Below are 18,509 nucleotides of genomic sequence, written 5' to 3' on the forward strand. Positions count from 1 at the left end.
GGAGAAGGGTATGGTCACAGTACGTGAGCAGTTACCTGGACGACTGACTGAGTTGTCTGAGGAAACGACTGTAGAACATGCCGCTGAAGCGCAACTTGGTTTAGCCACTTGGCTAGACCGTGCGCGGATTATTTTAGACGGTGCAGAACTTAAAAAATTAGAAGAAGTCGCTCTTAGTGTTTTAAAAAAAGAACTGACTTCTGATCACCATCATAAAACGAATACCTTCGCGACTGGCTTAGGTATGGCAGATATTTTGGCTCACCTACATGTTGATGAAGATACTTTGTCAGCAGCGATGCTTTATCGTAGTGTGCGTGAGGGCATGACGTCGCTTGAGGAGATTCGTAAAAGCTTTGGTGAAAGTGTCTACAATTTGGTGAAAGGCACTTTGGCAATGGGTAAGTTGTCAGAGCTGATCGAAAAAAATAAACGTTTAGAAGATCACTTCAATAATAATCAGCGTGAACATTTAACTGGGATTTACAAGATGTTGATCTCAGTAACAGAGGATGTTCGCGTTGTATTAATCAAGTTGGCTGAGCGCACGCTGGCTTTGCGTGAGTTGGCAAACTCTCCAAAAGAGCGTCAAGAGCGTGTCGCACGAGAAATTTTGACCATTTACTCGCCCTTGGCGCATCGTCTTGGTATCGCGCAGTTAAAATGGGAACTTGAAGATCTTGCGTTCCGTTATTTAGCACCAGAGCGCTATAAAGAAATTGCATCTTTACTCAATGAAAAACGCTTAGAGCGCGAACAATATATTCAATTCGTGGTCGATAAGCTGAAAAGTGAGTTATTGAAGCATGGCATTGAGGCTGAAATCTCAGGTCGTGTGAAACACATTTATTCGATTTATCGAAAAATGAAAAGTAAGAACTTAAGTTTCGATCAGCTATATGACATTCGAGCTGTTCGTGTACTGGTTCAGAATGTATCTGAGTGTTATCACGCTTTGGGGATCGTACATCAAATCTGGCGTCATATTCCCCATCAGTTTGATGATTACATCACTAACCCAAAAGCCAATGGCTACCGTTCTTTACATACTGCAGTGATTGCTGAAAATAAATCTTTAGAGATACAAATCAGAACCACTGAAATGCATGAAGAAGCTGAGTTAGGCGTTTGTTCTCATTTCAATTATAAAGAAGGTGCGAAAACTACAGATTATTCATTTAATCATCGTTTGCACTCTTTACGTTCCGTGCTTGAACATTATCAAGAACGAAATGAAGCAGGTGCGCATCCGAATGAAGACGAAACTGAAAATTTCAATCAGCTTCAAGATTTTGAAGATTTTGAAAAAATTTATGTTTTTAGTCGTGATGGTGACATTAAAGAATTACCGCGTAATTCAACCGTTTTAGATTTTGCATATCATGTGCATACTGAGGTTGGTAATAAGTGTTATGCAGCACGTGTGAACCAACGTTATGTGCCACTGACTTATACATTAAAAACAGGTGAACAAGTCGAGATTCTGACCAAGAAAGATCGTGAGCCAAATCGTGATTGGTTGGTGAACTCTTTAGGTTATATCAAGACAGCACGTGCAAGAGACAAGTTGCGCCATTGGTTCAGACAGCAAGACCGTAGTAAGAACTTAGAAGTCGGTCGAGAGATTCTCACCAAGGAATTATCACGTCTTGCAATTCACCCAAAAAGTATTGATTTGAGTGATTATTGTGCTCACTTTAACGTTAAAACAGGTGAGGACATTCTTGTATCCTTGGTGAGTGGAGATATCAGTCTTCATGCATTGATTAATCAAGTCAATCGTCATATGCACTTGGATCAAGATGAGCCTGAGTTAGTGCTGAAGCCAGCATTAAATCCACGGGCGAGTCATACATTATCAGCGCATGGGATTCTGATTGACGGTTTGGATAATGTTGAACTACATATTGCACAATGTTGTCAGCCTGTTCATGGTGAGTCGATTGCTGGATATATCACACTCAATCGTGGCGTGAGTATTCATAAGGTGGCTTGTCCGGATTATGTGCGTATGATCAGCCAAGAACCTGAACGCGCTGTTGAAGCAGATTGGGAAATGCAACCGACAAGAGGACAGAGTGTCCAAATTGTGGTTGAGGCTTATGATCGTCGAGGACTGCTGAAGGATCTAACCCAAGTGATTTTTTCAGATCAGATTAATATTCGCCAAGTGAATACCATTTCCGAAGCGGATGGTATTGCCAATATGAAGCTGTTGATTGAGGTCAAAGGTTTGGCTCAATTGTCTCGCTTGTTGGCTCGATTGGAACAGCAACCAGGCATCATTAGCGCAAGACGTTTGGTGCAAGGGAATTAAAAAAAAGCCTGCTTTAGCAGGCTTTTTTATGACTGATCACTCAAATAGCGTTAAATCAGATTTTGCATTTTTTAGAACCTTGATAGATTCCAATATTATCAATGTTTGCTTGTGATGCAGCTTTGATCTGTTGCTGTAATGGAATATTTGCAGCATCAGAAGTATCGCTTTCACCCGCTACAGAGTTTGCAACTTGCCCCATCTTTGTTGCTTTTTCTGAGTTGCCACCGAAAGTAGATAATGCATTACCTGCCATACCCGCCCATTTGCTCAATGATTTAGCTGGTGTTTGGGTTGCAGCAGCTGCAATATTTTTATCAGCATTTTCTAAGTTACGCTTAGCATTGGCTTTTTCAACAGCTAGTGTTGCACAATCCATTGCCTTGAGTTCAGCAGTTGAGTGCTGATGCGTTGGTAGTTCACCCGCAGCTTGAGCAAGAGTCGTTGTTAAAGCAGTAGCGATAGCTAAAGTTAAAATTTTTTTCATTATATATTCTCATTTGTAACGCATTGTTATAAATGCCCCTGTTGAGGCGAGAGAATATTACACAAATGTGACCAATTTGTCATTTCTTTTTACTTAATATTAAGTTTGTCACTCTGTTGATCAATTGAGGGCTAAATCTTGACAGGTGATACATCAATTCAGTTTTGATGCCAACCGTATGGTGAGTCACGGTTAAGTGATGGTTTTTTAAACGAGCGACACGGTAAATTTCCTGAGCAACGTCTTGGGCGCTGAGACTGACTCCTATATTTTGAATCGTACCCGCATCCATGCCTTTTACCATGGCAGTCTGAACAAATAATGGCATGATGTCTAATACGCGTATTCCATATTTTTGCCATTCAACATCAAGACCTTCTGTAATGCCGCGAACAGCAAATTTACTTGCTGAATAGGACACTAAATCAGCTTGACCATAGATAGCAGAAGCAGAGGACATATTGATGATACGTGCGTGGGAGGCCTGTTTTAAGAAAGGGAGCGCAGCGTGACAGCCATTGAGAACGCCGTTAACATTGATATTAAATGTTCGATGATGCGATGAGATATCTGTATTTTCGAATGCCCCTGAATATAAGATGCCAGCATTATTTAATAATATATTTATTTCACCAGCCCATTCGTTGAACTCAGTTAAAGCACTTTGCCATTGGTCGTATTGGGAAACATCTAGCAAACCCGCTTTAGCATTTGGCCCTAAAGATTGAGCCAATTGTTCAGCTTGTTCGAGATTGATGTCATAAATACCGACTTTATAACCTTGCTGATAGAATAGTTTTGCGGTAGCTGCGCCAATCCCTTGTGCTGCGCCACTGATAAAAATGCTAGATGTCATCGAAAATCCTTGTTGTTTTACATCATTTTATGTTCCTAGTTGAGCATAAGATTGTTCATTGAATCAACAATAACTTTAAACTCATCATTCACTAGAGATCAACTTTCATGGAAAAACTTTTAAATATCATGCAAGAGCTTCGTGCGAAATGTCCATGGGATCAAAAACAAACGCCTGAAAGCTTGACTCGCTATGCGATTGAAGAAGCTTATGAGGTTGAAGAAGCAGTTCGATCACAAAATACAGCGCATGTAAAAGAGGAATTAGGAGATCTTCTGCTGCAAGTTGTATTTCAAGCGCAAATGTATAGTGAGCAAGGAGCATTTAATTTTCATGATGTGGTGGAAACGTTGTGCGACAAGTTGATTCGAAGACATCCTCATGTCTTTCAATCAGCTCAATTTGAACAACTGAATGAACAGCAGGTGAGTGAACTTTGGCAAAAAATTAAGGCTGAAGAGAACAAAGACAAAACTAAATCACGTTTAGATGAAATTAAAGCGGGTCCTGCCTTAGATCAAGCCGAGCAAATTCAAAAAAATGTAGCTCAGATTGGATTTGATTTCGAAAATGTTGAGCAGGCGTATGAAAAGTTAGATGAAGAGTTATCTGAATTAAGAGAAGCCCTCAACCATCAAAATTCCGACGAAATACAAGAAGAGTTTGGAGATTGTTTATTTTCTTTAATCAATGTTGGACGTAAAATCGGCATTTCAAGTGAGATGGCTCTACTTGGAACCATCCACAAATTTAAACAACGTTTTTCATACATTGAGTTGCAGGCAAAAAATAGAAATACGCCCATTGAAAATATGAGTCTCAAAGAAATGGACCAATTGTGGGATCAGGCAAAAGTGTATCTAAAGCGACATAACAATAAAATTCAGGTTCAACATGAATAGCATCATTTCTTTTCTTCTTCTGATATTTACTGCATGTGTGAGTTTAATCAGTTCGGCATATCCACAACAGTTTGATCAATCTTACTTAAAATGGAAAGCAGAGCAAGAAGCTCATGATCAACGACTTAACCGGCAAAGTGCGAACCATTATTTATCTCGACCAGCCGTAAATACATCATCAAAGCAAGCAGCTGGTGGTGTCGGGCAATCAACTAAAGTTCGTCTTAATACGGCTTCAATGGTTGAACTACAAATGATTAAAGGAGTGGGTGAGAAGAAAGCTGCTGCAATTATTGAGTATCGGCAAAAGCATGGCAGTTTTAAGTCAATAGATGAACTTCAAAATGTCAAAGGAATAGGTCCCAAGTTTATCGAAAAGAATCGCAACCAGTTAGCCCTCTAACACATTTTTATAGAGAACGAATGGTACTAAGGGGTGTTGAAATTTAATCAATTTTGACAGTGAATCCTGGAGAATAAAATTGCCCTTTGATTGTGTTAGAGCTATGATTAGCACAATTATGATTTTACGTTCTGACGTAGGAGACAGCGTCTTTTGCAAACTTTGCACGCGTCAAAGTGCGGTTTATCCACTGCACAATTACCTTCTTCCATTTTAGATGTTATTGATTCTTTAACTAAAGCCGGCTATGAAGCTTATATCGTCGGTGGTGGTGTCCGTGATTTGATGCTTGGACTTGCGCCTAAAGATTTCGATGCTGTAACCAATGCGACACCTTCACAAATCAAAGAAGTATTTGGTCGTCGTTGCCGAATTATTGGTCGTCGTTTTGAGTTGGCTCATGTCTATTCTGGTCGTGAATTAATTGAAGTGGCCACTTTCCGAGCTCCTCCTAAAAAAGCAGTGACTTCTGCTGCAGGGATGATTCTAAGAGATAATAATTGGGGCTCAATTGAGGAAGATTTTGCTCGTCGAGATTTCTCAATCAATGCGATGTATTACCAACCGCGTAAGGGTATCGTTCTTGATTTCTGTAACGCTATTGATGATATAAAAACAAAAACATTGCGTTTATTGGGTGATCCAAAGTTACGCTTTGAAGAAGATCCAGTTCGTATGTTACGAACACTGAGATTTGCTGCGAAACTTAACTTTAAAATTGATCCTGCAATTTTAGACGTATTTACACCTGAAGCAACCTTGCTTTTACGTGATGTATCACCACATCGTTTATATGATGAATCTCAAAAGTTATTCACAATGGGGCATTTGAATCGTGTGCTCCCGATGTTGATTGAGTTTGGAATCTGGAAGCAATTATTTGCAGATATTCCTCCTCATATTGATGCATTTATTGAACGTGCAGCGAAAAATACAGATCAGCGAATTCAAATTGGTAAAACGATCAACCCTGCATTTTTCTATGCGGTATTGTTGTGGAAACCATTCCTTGAGCGTTGTGATTTTTATATGCACAAAGGTGTTGTGGCAGCTGAAGCACGTGCTCAAGCTGGCTTAGATGTGCTGAAGCGCCAAGCGACACGCACGATTATCCCGCGTTTTGCAGAAACATTTATTCGTGAAGTTTGGGAAATGCAAACTCGTTTGTTGAACCCAAAACCTCAGCAAATTGAAGCACTCTCAGGTCATGCTCGTTTTAGAGCAGGTTTTGACTTTATGTTGCTGCGTGAAAAGTCTGGAGATCAGACGACCAATGGCATGGGTCAATGGTGGGATGCTTATCAGTTGATGTCTTTGGACGAAAAAGAGCGTGTGATTGCGCAGTACAATCGTCAACGGACTAAATCACGACGTAAAGTTGCCGTGACCGAAGATGTTGCGGAAACAAAGCCTCAGCAGATTGAACCGCTAGTTAAAGAAACGGAGTCACGTAGCCGCCGCAGTCGTAAGGCCGCTTCAGCGAATGAGCGAAGAACAGAGCAAAATGCGAGTATCGCTTTGGATAATGGTATTGCAGCTGATCATCCTATTTTGAAGCGTAAACGTGTCAAACGCGATTTAAATACAGTGGTGTTTGGTCCTATCCAATGACAGTACGAACATATATTGGACTGGGAAGTAATTTAGGTGATTCTCAGCAGTTGATGGCAGAAGCCTATACGAAACTGGCAATGCTGGGTATGGTGAAAGCATCAAGGCTTTATCATAGTCCACCTATGGGTCCTCAAGACCAACCACATTACCACAATGCGGTCGTTCGTTTAGATACGAGTCTAACGGCGCTTGAATTATTGGATGAATTACAAAAAATAGAAAATGAAGCAGGGCGGGTGCGTTTACGTCGTTGGGGTGAACGCACACTCGATTTAGATCTATTGTTATATGGTGATCAAACGATTCAAAATGATCGCTTAACTGTTCCGCATATCGGGATATTTGAGCGAGATTTTGTCATACTGCCGTTATTAGATCTGGATGTCGAATTAGAAATTCATGGACAGAAAATTCGAGAAACGAATATTGCAAAACACAGCCAATTGGATGTTTTAGCAGATTCATCTTGGATCAATATTTAAACTTTAAAATGTTCTAAGGAACTGTGTTAGAGGGCATCTTATGATCAGTCTGAGCGATTTAAGACAATTCAAACAGCAAGGTCGAAAATTTTCATGTCTGACTTGTTATGACGCCAGTATGGCGAAGGCAATGGAAATTGCTGAAATAGATACCATTTTAATTGGTGATTCGCTTGGGATGACTATTCAAGGCCATGATTCAACGTTGCCTGTGAATGTGGAAGATATGGTCTATCACACCTCAGTTGTACGTCGTGGAAATAACCATGCTTTCATCTTAACTGATCTGCCTTTTATGAGTTATGCCACACTTAATGATGCACTAGTAAACTCGAAAAAAGTGATGCAGGCTGGCGCACAAATGGTCAAGCTTGAAGGTGGTGCTTGGCTTGCTGAAACGGTAGAAGTATTGACTCGCAATGGTATTCCAGTGTGTGTCCATCTTGGACTAACGCCGCAATCCGTTCATGTATTTGGTGGCTATAAATTACAAGCCAAAACGCGTGAAGCTGCGGATCAGCTGATTGCTGATTGTAAAGCCGTTGTTGAGGCTGGGGCTGCAGTGTTATTGCTAGAGTGTGTACCTGCACAATTGGGTCAAGAAATTACAGAACTATTTCCGCATGTACCTGTGATTGGTATTGGTGCTGGAGCACAAACCGATGGTCAAGTTCTGGTTGTTCAAGATATGCTGGGATTAAACTTCGGTCGTGTTGCACGTTTTGTACGTAATTTTATGAAAGAACAGTCTGGTGAAACGTCCATTCTTGATGCAATCAAATCGTATCATGTTGCTGTACTAGATCAATCTTTCCCTGCTAAAGAACATACGTTCCAAGTTGAGCTTTAATCATGAAAACTGAAACAACAATCCATGGTTTAACCGCATCCCTTCATGCTGCTCGTCAAGCACGAAAGACTATTGGTTTTGTCCCGACCATGGGGAATCTACATCAAGGTCACTTAAATTTAGTACGTGAAGCACGTAAATTATGTGATGTGGTTGTGGTCAGTATTTTTGTGAATCCGATTCAATTTGGCCCAAATGAAGATTATGACAGTTACCCACGCACACTTGATCAAGACAGTCAGTTGTTGGCTGAAGAGGGTTGTGACATTATTTTTGCACCTTCAGTTGAGCAAATGTATGGCAGTCAACCTCGCTTAACAAACATTAGTGTCGGTCAAATTACCAATGATTTATGTGGTGCTCAACGTCCGGGGCACTTTGATGGTGTTGCGGTAGTGGTAACGAAGTTATTTAATATCGTACAACCGCATTTTGCATTTTTTGGTCAAAAAGACTACCAGCAGTTGGCTGTGATTAAGACAATGGTACGTGACTTGAACATGCCGATTGAAATTATTGGTGTGCCAATTGCACGTGCTGAAGATGGTTTGGCATTAAGTTCACGTAATGGTTATCTTTCGGCTGAACATCGTCAAATTGCACCAGTCATTTATCAATCTTTAAAAACTGCTGAAACAAATTTAAAACAAGGTCAAGCGCTTACAGAGGTTCTTGCTGAGATAAAATCAACTTTAAGTGATGCTGGCTTTGTCGTGGATTATGTTGAAGCACGTAATCCAATGTTGCAGGCAGTAGAGCAATTTGACCAAGATATTGTGTTATTTGTTGCTGCGAAAATTGGTTCGACACGCTTGATCGACAATTTACAAATCAGTCATTAAAACAGGATTAAACTCGATGATGATCGTCAGGTGTGGTGCATGAAGCGAATTCTTATTGTTACAGGACAATCCGGTTCAGGGAAGTCATCTGCATTGCAGGTTCTCGAAGATTTAGGTTATTACTGTATCGATAATTTGCCGCTAGCATTACTTCCTGAGATCGTTGGAAAGTTAGATCAAGAAAATAATTTAGAACAATTGGCTTTAGGGGTTGATGTTCGGAGTACACGCGCTGATTTGCAAGAATTTGAGCAAGTTTATCAGCAACTGGAAAAACATGGTGAGGTCGAGGTGATTTATCTCACCACCAAAGATCAAGAGTTAATTGCTCGTTTTAGTGCTTCGCGTCGACCTCATCCACTGGCGAATCGTTTTAAAAGTCTGAATGAGTGCATTCAGGAAGAGAAACAATTACTGTTGCCGATTCAATTAAGAGCAACTGTACAGATTGATACATCAGATAAAAGTGTCCATGATCTTAAAGATACATTATTATCCCGCTTAGGGCAGGTAGATAACTTAATTGTTATTTTACAGTCTTTTGGATATAAGCATGGTATTCCGTTGGATGCTGATTTTATTTTTGATGTGCGGCATTTACCCAATCCACATTGGGATTTAGAGCTTAGAAAATATTCGGGTTTAGATGAGCCCATTGAAAAATTCCTGACATCATTTGACCAAGTGAATATGATGTTTGAGGATTTAAAGCAATTTTTAGAGAAGTGGTTGCCTGCCTTTGCAGAAGGGCATCGCCATTACATTACGGTTTCGATTGGATGTACAGGTGGTCAGCACCGCTCTGTATTTATTGTGGATAGACTCAAAAAGGCGCTTGAGGCACAATGGTCTATTCAGGTCTTGCATAGAGAAATGAAGCACTGGTCATGATTGACACAACTGTTGACGTAATTAACAAATTAGGATTACATGCGCGTGCGTCAGGCAAGCTCATTGAGGTCACTACCAAATTTCGAAGTTCGATTAAAATTGGTAAGGGCGATAAATTAGTCGATGCCAAAAATATTATGTCTTTGCTCATGCTCGGTGCAGGCAAAGGAACTACATTAAGACTAGTGATTGAAGGGGCAGATGAAGAGAAAGCTTTGTCTGAAGTTCAAGCATTATTCGCAGCAAAATTTTACGAGGCTGAATAATCGTGGCACGTCGATCGCAACGTTTTACTGAAGATGATTTTGAGTCTTTAGAAGGACGTGCAAGTAAAACTGAACAAAAGAAAGCTGTACAACGTATGGCTGCTTTAGGGGCTCAACTTGCTGAGTTACCCAAAAAAAAGATTGAAAGCCTTCCTGTGGAAGAGCGCTTAATTGAAGCTTTATTGGATGTTCAATTGATAACATCAGGTGAGGCTCGTCGTCGTCAATTTTTGCGTATTGGTAAATTATTACGCAATGAAGACGAGAGCATGATCTTATCTTATTTGACACCTCAACAAGGGGCGAAAAAGACAGCACAATTGCACCGCTGGGTCGATCGTATGATTGCACAAGGTGAGCCTGTTATTAAAGAATTTATGAAGACTTACAATGCTGCAGAGCATCATGCAATACGTCAGCATTTACTTCGTATTGAACGTGATATTCAAAAAAACTTAGGTGAGGATGCTGTTGCACAATCTAAGTTAAATTTGCTGAATTACGTTCAGCAAGTTGCACTTATCTCTGATCGTTAATGGTAAAAAAAAAGGTCTGATGTTTCAGACCTTTTTTATTTCTTAGATGCTTAATATTTAGAGTGCAGCACGATCTTTTGCCCAATCTCGCAACACAAACTTTTGCAGTTTGCCTGTTGAGGTTTTAGGAATTTCAGTAATCACTACGTCTTTGGGTACCTTGAATCGAGCAAGATGTTGTTTGCAGTATTCAATGATTTCTTCAGGTGTAGCTTGTTGCCCTTGCTTCAATTCAATAAATGCGCATGGAACTTCTTGCCAACGTGGATCAGGTTTTGCAACAACTGCAGCTGTCAGCACGGCAGGGTGTTGATAAAGTACTTCTTCCACTTCAAGTGAAGAAATATTTTCACCACCAGAAATAATCACATCTTTCGAGCGATCTGTAATTTTGGCATAACCATCAGGCTGGCATACGGCAAGATCGCCAGTATGGAACCATCCACCAGCAAATGCTTCAGCGGTGGCTTCAGGGTTCTTCAAGTAACCTTTCATGACAATGTTGCCACGGAACATAATTTCCCCCATGGTCTGACCATCGTTCGGTACAGGCAGCATCGTTTCAGGATCCAATACTTTCATCCCATCTTGAAGTGGATAAGGTACACCTTGGCGTGAATGTAGTTGAGCTTGTTCTTGGATGCTTAAATCACTCCAGCCTGCTTGCGAAGCACATAGCGCTGATGGTCCATAGGTTTCAGTGAGACCATAAACGTGGGTAACATTGATTCCTAGATTTCGCATACCTTCAATAATGGCAGCTGGTGGCGCTGCACCAGCAACCATCACTTCGACTCGATGATTAATTTCGCGTTGTTGCTCTTTTGGTGTGTTGATCAACATGGACAATACAATTGGTGCACCGCAGAAGTAATCGACTTGATGATCCGCGATCAATTGATAGATCTGTGCTGGATCAACTTTTCGAAGACAAACATTTGTGCCACCGTTGGCGGCCATGGTCCAAGCGAAACACCATCCATTACAATGGAACAGAGGCAAAGTCCATAAATAGGTGGCACGGGGTGTCATACCACAAGCAATGATATTACTCGCTGCATTAATATAAGCCCCACGATGATGATAGACCACACCTTTTGGATTCCCAGTTGTGCCTGAGGTGTAGTTTAAGCTGATGGCATCCCATTCATCCTGTGGTAATTGCCACTCAAACTCAGGATTACCTTGTGAAAGCCAAGATTCATACTCAATTTTTCCAATACGGGGCGCTTGATCATTGAATTCATATTCAGTATCTGCAACATCGATAACATAAATGTCCTGAGGAACTTGTGCTAAAGCTTCCTGTGCTAATTCTGAGAATTCAGGGTCAACTAAAAGTACTTTTGATTCAGCATGTTCAAGCATAAATGCGAGTGTTTTTGCATCTAGGCGCGTATTTAATGTATTGAGTACAGCGCCTGCCATAGGCACTGCAAAATGCGCTTCGATCATGGCTGGAATATTTGGAAGTAATACCGACACAGTATCATTTTTTTGAATACCAAGCTTTTGCAGCTGATCGGCAAATTGCCGGCAACGTTTGTACTTTTCTTTCCAGCTAATCCGGCGTGTACCATGAATAATTGCATCTTGCTGAGGGTAGATATAGGCCGCACGCTCTAAATATCTGAGTGGAGAAAGGGCAACAAAATTTGCTGGCGTTCTAGGTAGTTCGTCATACGGACTTAAATTCATTTTAGTATCCATCTTCATTTTTATAATCCTGAGTAAAAGATAAGCAAAAAATAAACGGAATACATTTATCCTTTAGTCGAGCAAACGTGACATTTTGTCAATTAGGCGAAATTTCATATTTTTTAACTTCATTTTATTGCGATTTATTCGTGAAGTTGGTGATATTTATTTGTGCTGAATAATGTAATTGATCGAGAAATAGGGTAAATTTTAAACAGATTTTAAGTTTCAAAATCGAATAATAAAAGCAAAAGGATTTTGCATATGTATATTGTTGGGTGGGGGAAAGATGAAATTAACATCGAACCCAAAGGCTATGCCATGTTTGGCTATGGGATGTGGCATCACCGTGCCTATAAAAAAAGAACTGCGCTGTATGCGAGAACAGTGACCATTCAAAAAGATCAAGATGCCCCATTGATATTATGTTGTCTAGATTTTGGCTGTATTACTTCAGCAATTCGAATCAATGTAATCCAACGCTTGAATGAAACGTTGAGGGATTGTTTCGATCCGCATCGTTTGGTTCTAATGGCAACGCATACCCATTCAGGTCCAGGCGGTTGTGGTTATGAAGCTCTTTATAATATGCCGACACCAGGATTTGTGCCTGAGCACCTTGATGCAGTTGTGGATGCTGTGCAATCCAGTATTCAACAGGCATTATTCAATCGCGATTTTACAGAGATTCGATTAGCGACAATTGACATTCCTGAGCAAGTCCCTGTGGCATGGAATCGCTCGATAAAAGCGTATAATCGAAATCTCGATACTGCATTCGTCGGTGAATCTGAAACTTACAAAGCAATCAATCGACAAATGCAAGTCCTTGGCTTTTATCGTGGGGAAAAGCTTCATTCTCTGTTGTCACTGTTTGGTGTGCATGCGACATGTTTGGGCAATCAATTAGACGCTCATGATGGTGATAATAAAGGCTATGCCGCAACACTTTCGGAAGAGACCTTAAGTGCTGCTGGGGTGGATGGACCAGTTTGTATATTTGCGCAAGCAACAGCAGGCGATGTGTCACCACACTTCCATGGAAAGAATCAGACTAAGATCAGAAAAAAGATAAAAGGAGAAGCAGAATACATCTATGCGAGAAACAATGGTCGTATACAGAGTGAGTATGCTTTAGCCGCTTTACTTGAGCAACAGAATCAAAACATCCAATATCAAGATTTGGATGCAGTACTCGAGTATGTTGATATGGCAAATACTGTGGCTGATCCAGAGTTTTCAGGTGGATATAGCAATGCGATAACAAGCCAAGCTTGTCATGGGACAGCATTTATTGCGGGCACACCAGTCGATGGTGTGGGTGCTGCAAAGCCATTGATCATGGCTATGAATTTACTTTCAAAACAATTCAAACGAAGTAAATTGAATTCAAAAGATCCAGCGGAAAGTGCTTATTATCAGAAGCTTTATCATGCTCAAGGACCCAAAAATATTATTTTTGAATCGGGTCAGCATCGGATATTAGGAAAAAAATTAGGTTCACTTCCTGGTGTTTTAGATCCACTCATTGCTGAAATGAATGCTCAAGTTCACGCTGGCGCAATTCAAGAGAGCGATTTAGTGCCACATATTGTGCCAATTCAGCTCATTCGAATCGGTCAACTTTTTTTGGTATGTGCTCCCGGAGAGTTTACAACAACTTCAGGTAAGCGCGTATTAAATACCATTCAGAAAAGTGTATTACCGACATTTCCTAACGCAAAAATTTGGTTTGCATCTTATTGTAATGACTATATGGGCTATGTCACGACATTCGAAGAATATCAAGAACAAGCCTATGAAGGTGGACACACTTTATTTGGTCAATGGACTTTGGCAGCTTTTCAAACCTATTTTAAACATTTGGCTAAACAGATTTGTTTGCCACCTGAACAACGTCAATTATCAAATTGCGTACCTAAAGCAGTACCTCAAAAAGAATTAGAGAAAAGAACCAATCGGGGAAATGTTCAAACCGCCGTTGCACAAAAGGAGTTGGCAACATGAGTAATCTGACACATCATTATTGGTCTAACTGGTCGGGATATTGCCACTCAAACCCGCAACATATCTTATATCCAGATCAATTACATGAATTACAGGATATTGTGATTCAACATCCTAAAGTTCGTGTGGTTGGTGCAGGGCATTCATTTACTCCTTTGGTAAAAACGGATGCGTCTATTATTTCTTTAGACCGATTTTCAAGTGTCTTAAATGCTGATCAGGCTAAATGCCAAGCGACGTTATGGGCAGGTACTCGACTATTCAATTTAGGACAGCATCTTGCTCCTTATGAACAGTCGCTTATGAATCAGGGTGATATTGATCAACAAAGTTTAGCTGGTGCTGTGTCTACAGGAACACACGGGACAGGTGCAGCGCTATATTCTATTTCAGGCTATGTAGAAGATTTTGAGCTATTACAGGCAAACGGGGAGTTAATCCAATGCTCCAAGACGGAGAACACTGAAATTTTTCAGGCAGGGAGAGTATCGTTGGGATCACTCGGGATATTAACGAAAATAACCATGCAAAACCGCCCTAGATATAAATTGGAAGAGAAAATTCATTTAGCCCCTGTAGAAGAAAGCCTTGATCAATTTCTCCAATTGATGCACCAACATCGGCATTTGGAGTATTTTATTTTCCCTTTTACAGATCAGTTAATTTTTAAAACACTTGATGTTACAGAGGGTGAGGTGAAGCCAAGAGAAACTTCTTGGCCATCTGAGGATCAACTTTTAACATGGTGTTGTGAAATTTCTAAAAAAGCCCCTTTTTTGACGAAATATCTTCAAAAATTAGTCGGTGTTTTTGTGAAGCCAACAGAATTCATTGATTGGTCGGGTGATATTTTTGCAACACCTCGGAATACCAAATTCAATGAAATGGAATATCAAATTCCAATTGAGAATGGTATTCAATGCATCAAAGAAGTGATTGCAACGTTTAGAAAATATCAAATAAATTCTTTTTTCCCTATCGAATTCCGCGTGGTCAAAGGGGACGATATTTGGCTAAGTCCTTTCTATCAGCAAGACAGTATTTCGATTTCAATCCATCAATATTATAAGCAGTCACCTCAAAAAGTATTTGATCTTATTGAGCCGATTTTTCAAAAATATCGAGGCCGTCCACACTGGGCTAAGATGCATCAACTGTCTCACCAAGAGATGCGAGCTCTTTATCCGAAATGGAATGAATTTATGCAAATCAGAGAAGCGCTCGATCCCCATCGAAAGTTTCTCAATCCCTATCTTGAAAAACTATTACTTGGGCAACAAGGATGAGAGATGAATAGTTTTTTTAATCAAATGAATGATGATTTGCGGGCACATGGTTTAGGTCAACCTATGCTCTTGATCGATGACGATGCATTAAACTTTAATATTGCTTATGTAAAACAGCAGCTAGCTTCGGCAAAGCACTTAAAACCGCGGTTAGTCGTTAAATCTTTGGCTTGTTTGCCTTTGTTAAAAAAGCTAAGTTTCGATTTAGACACCCGACACTTTATGGTGTTCCATATTGATCACTTACAATTGATGTTCAATCATTTTGATCAAGCTGATTTACTCTTTGGCAAGCCGATGCCAATTCGTGCAGTAGAAAGGTTTTATCAAAACCATCACACGCCAATCAAATGCAAGATACATTGGTTAATTGATTCCTTTGCTCGTTTGCAACAATATCATGCCTTGGCTGATCAACTGGGATTTAGCTTCAATATCAATCTTGAAATTGATGTGGGATTACATCGTGGAGGCGTTCAAAATTCTGCTGAATTTATACAAATGCTCAATTATATTCAGCAGCATCAAAAAACGCTAAATTTGAGTGGTTTAATGGGCTACGATGCGCATGTTACTAAACTACCTAAGATGGTGAAGCGTGCAGAAACAGCTTATGCTGAGTCTCAACATATTTATCAAAATTATCAGCACATCTTAAAACACCAATTCCCAGATTTAAATCATGCTCAGCTGTGTTTTAACGGAGGAGGAAGTCCAACCTTTAGTTTTCACGTGAAACATAGTGTGTGTAATGATCTGTCATTTGGCTCAATGTTGCTAAAGCCCAGCGATTTTGATTCTGAACATCTTTCTTTGCTTAAACCCGCTTTATATATTGCGAGTCCCGTACTGAAAGTATTAGACGAAGTCTCATTGCCAGGGATACCTTCATTTAAAAAAATAAAATTCTTTCAGAAGCATCAAGCGGTTTTTATCTACGGTGGCTATTGGATGGGTCAATATGTTTATCCAGCAAAATCTCATCCTCATTTATTGTATGGACGAAGCACCAACCAGGAAATGATTTGTGTCGATCGTAAAATTGATATCCATCCTGATGACTATGTATTTATTCGACCGAGCCAGAGTGAGGTGGTCATCCCGCAGTTCAATCGCACGTACCTTTATCGAAAAGAAAATGAGTGGAATTCATCTGATTTGGAAACGAGTAGATTTGAACCTTGGGAAAATTTTAGAGAGTAGTGATTAAAAGAAAAAAAGGGATGAAGTTAATCATCCCTTTTTAGCATTGGTTTGAAATTTATTGGACGCCGCCGTAATGGATGCCCGTTAATTCACTGATTTCTTTTTTCCAAGTGGTTAAGTCATCCAAATTAAATTTACTTAAATGGTCATGCCCACAAGCACGCGCCATTACTTGCATCAACTCGACTGAAGCATTGAAGAAGTTGGCGAGTTGCTGTGCTGATTTTTCTATTTCGAGTCTTCGACGCAAATGATCTTTTTGTGTTGCAATACCGACAGAGCATTCATTTGTATTACACGCGCGCATTCCCAAACAACCAATTGCCTGTATGGCAGAGTTAGACACGGCAATGGCATCTGCACCCAGCGCTAAGGCTTTAATAAAATCAGCAGGGACACGTAAGCCACCTGTAATGACCAAACTAATGTCACGACGTCCTAAACGATCTAAATGACGACGTGCCCGTGCTAAAGCAGGAATGGTCGGCACTGAAATATTGTCACGGAATAATGTTGGTGCTGCACCTGTACCACCACCACGACCATCTAAAATAATGTAGTCCACACCTATCGCAATCGCAGCATCAATGTCTTTTTCGATATGCTGTGCAGACAGTTTAAAGCCAATCGGAATGCCACCTGTCTGCTCGCGTATATAGTTTGCAAACTCCTTGTACTGTGAAAGTTCAGTCCAATCCGGAAAGGTTGCGGGAGAAATCGCAGATTGTCCTTCTTCTAAACCACGTACTTCTGCAATTTTTCCGACCACTTTATGCCCGGGTAGATGTCCGCCTGTTCCTGTTTTTGCTGCCTGTCCACCTTTAAAGTGAAAAGCTTGGCACTTTTTTACTTTTTCAATGTCATAGCCAAAACGACCAGAGGCCAACTCGTAAAAATATCGTGAATTCGAGGCTTGTTCATCATCTAACATTCCACCTTCACCAGAACAGATGCCAGTACCTGCCATTTCCGCACCCATTGCCAGTGCAGTTTTTGCTTCTTGCGATAAAGCTCCAAAACTCATGTCGGAAACAAATAATGGAATATTGAGTCTCAATGGTTTTTTTGCATTTGGTCCAATAATCACTTCGCTTGCAACGGGGGCATCATCCAGTAGAGGAACTTTCCAAAGTTGAGCTGTGACCAGTTGAATATCTTCCCATTTTGGAAGTTTGTCAAAAGGCACACCCATGGCTGCGGTAGGACCATGATGACCGAAATTTTTTAGACCATTTCGAGCTAATTCTAAGATGAATCTATTGTGTGGCTCTTCAGGAGCAGGCTGAGAATCTGCGTAGAGTCCTTGATAACGATCACGGTTGAATTGCTGTGGATTTCTTTTTTCCCAAGCTTCGATTTCTTCTAAGTCAACATAGACATGATCATCATGAATCCAAGCTTTAAATTTTTGCAGATTTTTATTGAGATATCTCGGGTTAATGCCAGTTTTATAGATGTAATGAGAGCCGTGAAGGCCACATACAATTTTGTCGCCTTGAATATGGGCATCGGACATGAGTGCTCCGCGATGCTGACAACGACCATACATGACTACGACTTTTTCTTCATCATGATCTTCAAGACGAAGAACAACAAGATCCACATTGGCTGCTAAAGCATATGCGGGTTTAAGCGGCTGGAGTGTAGACCAAGCAATTAGTGGGTGAGATTTCATATGACCTGCCTAATGATTTCAGTGGGTTATATTTATTTGTTTAAAAGTATGTTGATCATCTAATAGAAAGTATAAAAGATTATTTTTCTATAATTGGGATAATATTGGTTTAAATATTAGATTGGGAATATATTTTAACTATTTTTGTCACAATTAAAACTGCTATCGCCTAATGCTCGATTAACGGTTTA

Annotated in this window: 17 protein-coding genes; 13 read left to right on the forward strand and 4 right to left on the reverse strand. The window is 40.3% G+C overall.

Going from position 1 to position 18,509, the window contains the following annotated elements:
- The first annotated feature begins 10 nt into the window (after positions 1–10).
- Positions 11–2,317 carry a RelA/SpoT family protein gene (locus tag AC1M86_RS09375; protein ID WP_035265331.1) on the forward strand — a complete coding sequence of 769 codons (2,307 nt, stop codon included), beginning with the start codon at positions 11–13 and terminating at the stop codon, positions 2,315–2,317.
- 55 nt (positions 2,318–2,372) lie between these two features.
- Here AC1M86_RS09375 and AC1M86_RS09380 read toward each other — a convergent pair whose 3' ends face one another.
- Together AC1M86_RS09380 and AC1M86_RS09385 are read right to left on the reverse strand one after the other, a co-directional pair.
- Entirely contained in the window at positions 2,373–2,804 is a 432-nt protein-coding gene (locus AC1M86_RS09380; protein ID WP_481588708.1) for a hypothetical protein, read from the reverse strand.
- 79 nt (positions 2,805–2,883) lie between these two features.
- On the reverse strand, positions 2,884–3,660 hold the full coding sequence (locus tag AC1M86_RS09385; RefSeq protein ID WP_481607825.1) for an SDR family oxidoreductase: 777 nt from the start codon (positions 3,658–3,660) through the stop codon (positions 2,884–2,886).
- Positions 3,661–3,767: 107 nt separating this feature from the next.
- Between AC1M86_RS09385 and mazG the strand changes: the two genes are divergently transcribed.
- The 9 genes from mazG (at position 3,768) to yjgA (ending at position 10,446) form a co-directional block, all read left to right on the forward strand.
- Positions 3,768–4,562, forward strand: coding sequence for a nucleoside triphosphate pyrophosphohydrolase (gene mazG, locus AC1M86_RS09390; RefSeq protein ID WP_481607826.1), 795 nt, complete (start codon positions 3,768–3,770; stop codon positions 4,560–4,562).
- Positions 4,555–4,965, forward strand: a complete 411-nt coding sequence (locus AC1M86_RS09395) for a ComEA family DNA-binding protein (protein WP_481607827.1) — start codon at positions 4,555–4,557, stop codon at positions 4,963–4,965. Before mazG ends, AC1M86_RS09395 begins: the two co-directional genes overlap by 8 nt.
- Positions 4,966–5,118: 153 nt before the next feature.
- Positions 5,119–6,576, forward strand: coding sequence for a polynucleotide adenylyltransferase PcnB (gene pcnB / locus AC1M86_RS09400; RefSeq protein ID WP_481588712.1), 1,458 nt, complete (start codon positions 5,119–5,121; stop codon positions 6,574–6,576).
- Positions 6,573–7,061, forward strand: a complete 489-nt coding sequence (gene folK / locus AC1M86_RS09405; RefSeq protein WP_481591534.1) for a 2-amino-4-hydroxy-6-hydroxymethyldihydropteridine diphosphokinase — start codon at positions 6,573–6,575, stop codon at positions 7,059–7,061. The genes pcnB and folK overlap by 4 nt, the downstream gene beginning before the upstream one ends.
- Before the next feature lie 40 nt (positions 7,062–7,101).
- Positions 7,102–7,911 carry a 3-methyl-2-oxobutanoate hydroxymethyltransferase gene (panB, locus tag AC1M86_RS09410; protein WP_481597617.1) on the forward strand — a complete coding sequence of 270 codons (810 nt, stop codon included), beginning with the start codon at positions 7,102–7,104 and terminating at the stop codon, positions 7,909–7,911.
- A gap of 2 nt (positions 7,912–7,913) precedes the next feature.
- Entirely contained in the window at positions 7,914–8,753 is an 840-nt protein-coding gene (gene panC, locus AC1M86_RS09415; protein WP_179998617.1) for a pantoate--beta-alanine ligase, read from the forward strand.
- Positions 8,754–8,792: 39 nt separating this feature from the next.
- Entirely contained in the window at positions 8,793–9,644 is an 852-nt protein-coding gene (rapZ, locus tag AC1M86_RS09420; protein WP_035265345.1) for an RNase adapter RapZ, read from the forward strand.
- On the forward strand, positions 9,641–9,910 hold the full coding sequence (locus tag AC1M86_RS09425; protein WP_035265349.1) for an HPr family phosphocarrier protein: 270 nt from the start codon (positions 9,641–9,643) through the stop codon (positions 9,908–9,910). The genes rapZ and AC1M86_RS09425 overlap by 4 nt, the downstream gene beginning before the upstream one ends.
- Before the next feature lie 2 nt (positions 9,911–9,912).
- A complete protein-coding gene (gene yjgA / locus AC1M86_RS09430; RefSeq protein WP_035265351.1) occupies positions 9,913–10,446 on the forward strand; it encodes a ribosome biogenesis factor YjgA in 534 nt (177 codons plus the stop codon).
- Between the two features lie 57 nt (positions 10,447–10,503).
- On the opposite strand, the gene AC1M86_RS09435 is transcribed toward yjgA, so the two are convergent.
- On the reverse strand, positions 10,504–12,144 hold the full coding sequence (locus tag AC1M86_RS09435; protein WP_481587552.1) for an acyl-CoA synthetase: 1,641 nt from the start codon (positions 12,142–12,144) through the stop codon (positions 10,504–10,506).
- Positions 12,145–12,408: 264 nt separating this feature from the next.
- Here AC1M86_RS09435 and AC1M86_RS09440 point away from each other — a divergent pair, with 264 nt between their 5' ends.
- Genes AC1M86_RS09440 through AC1M86_RS09450 form a run of 3 tightly spaced genes read left to right on the forward strand, consistent with a single transcriptional unit; the run spans position 12,409 to position 16,640 of the window.
- On the forward strand, positions 12,409–14,151 hold the full coding sequence (locus tag AC1M86_RS09440; protein ID WP_481607828.1) for a neutral/alkaline non-lysosomal ceramidase N-terminal domain-containing protein: 1,743 nt from the start codon (positions 12,409–12,411) through the stop codon (positions 14,149–14,151).
- Positions 14,148–15,437, forward strand: a complete 1,290-nt coding sequence (locus tag AC1M86_RS09445; protein ID WP_481607829.1) for a D-arabinono-1,4-lactone oxidase — start codon at positions 14,148–14,150, stop codon at positions 15,435–15,437. Before AC1M86_RS09440 ends, AC1M86_RS09445 begins: the two co-directional genes overlap by 4 nt.
- 3 nt (positions 15,438–15,440) lie before the next feature.
- The gene (locus AC1M86_RS09450) at positions 15,441–16,640 is read left to right on the forward strand and encodes an alanine racemase (protein ID WP_481607830.1); all 1,200 of its coding nucleotides are present in this window, start codon (positions 15,441–15,443) and stop codon (positions 16,638–16,640) included.
- Between the two features lie 58 nt (positions 16,641–16,698).
- Here the strand turns inward: AC1M86_RS09450 and AC1M86_RS09455 are convergent, their stop codons facing one another.
- On the reverse strand, positions 16,699–18,318 hold the full coding sequence (locus AC1M86_RS09455; protein ID WP_481607831.1) for a glutamate synthase-related protein: 1,620 nt from the start codon (positions 18,316–18,318) through the stop codon (positions 16,699–16,701).
- Positions 18,319–18,509: the final 191 nt, after the last annotated feature.

This window comes from Acinetobacter sp. ANC_7654 (genome assembly GCF_056779855.1).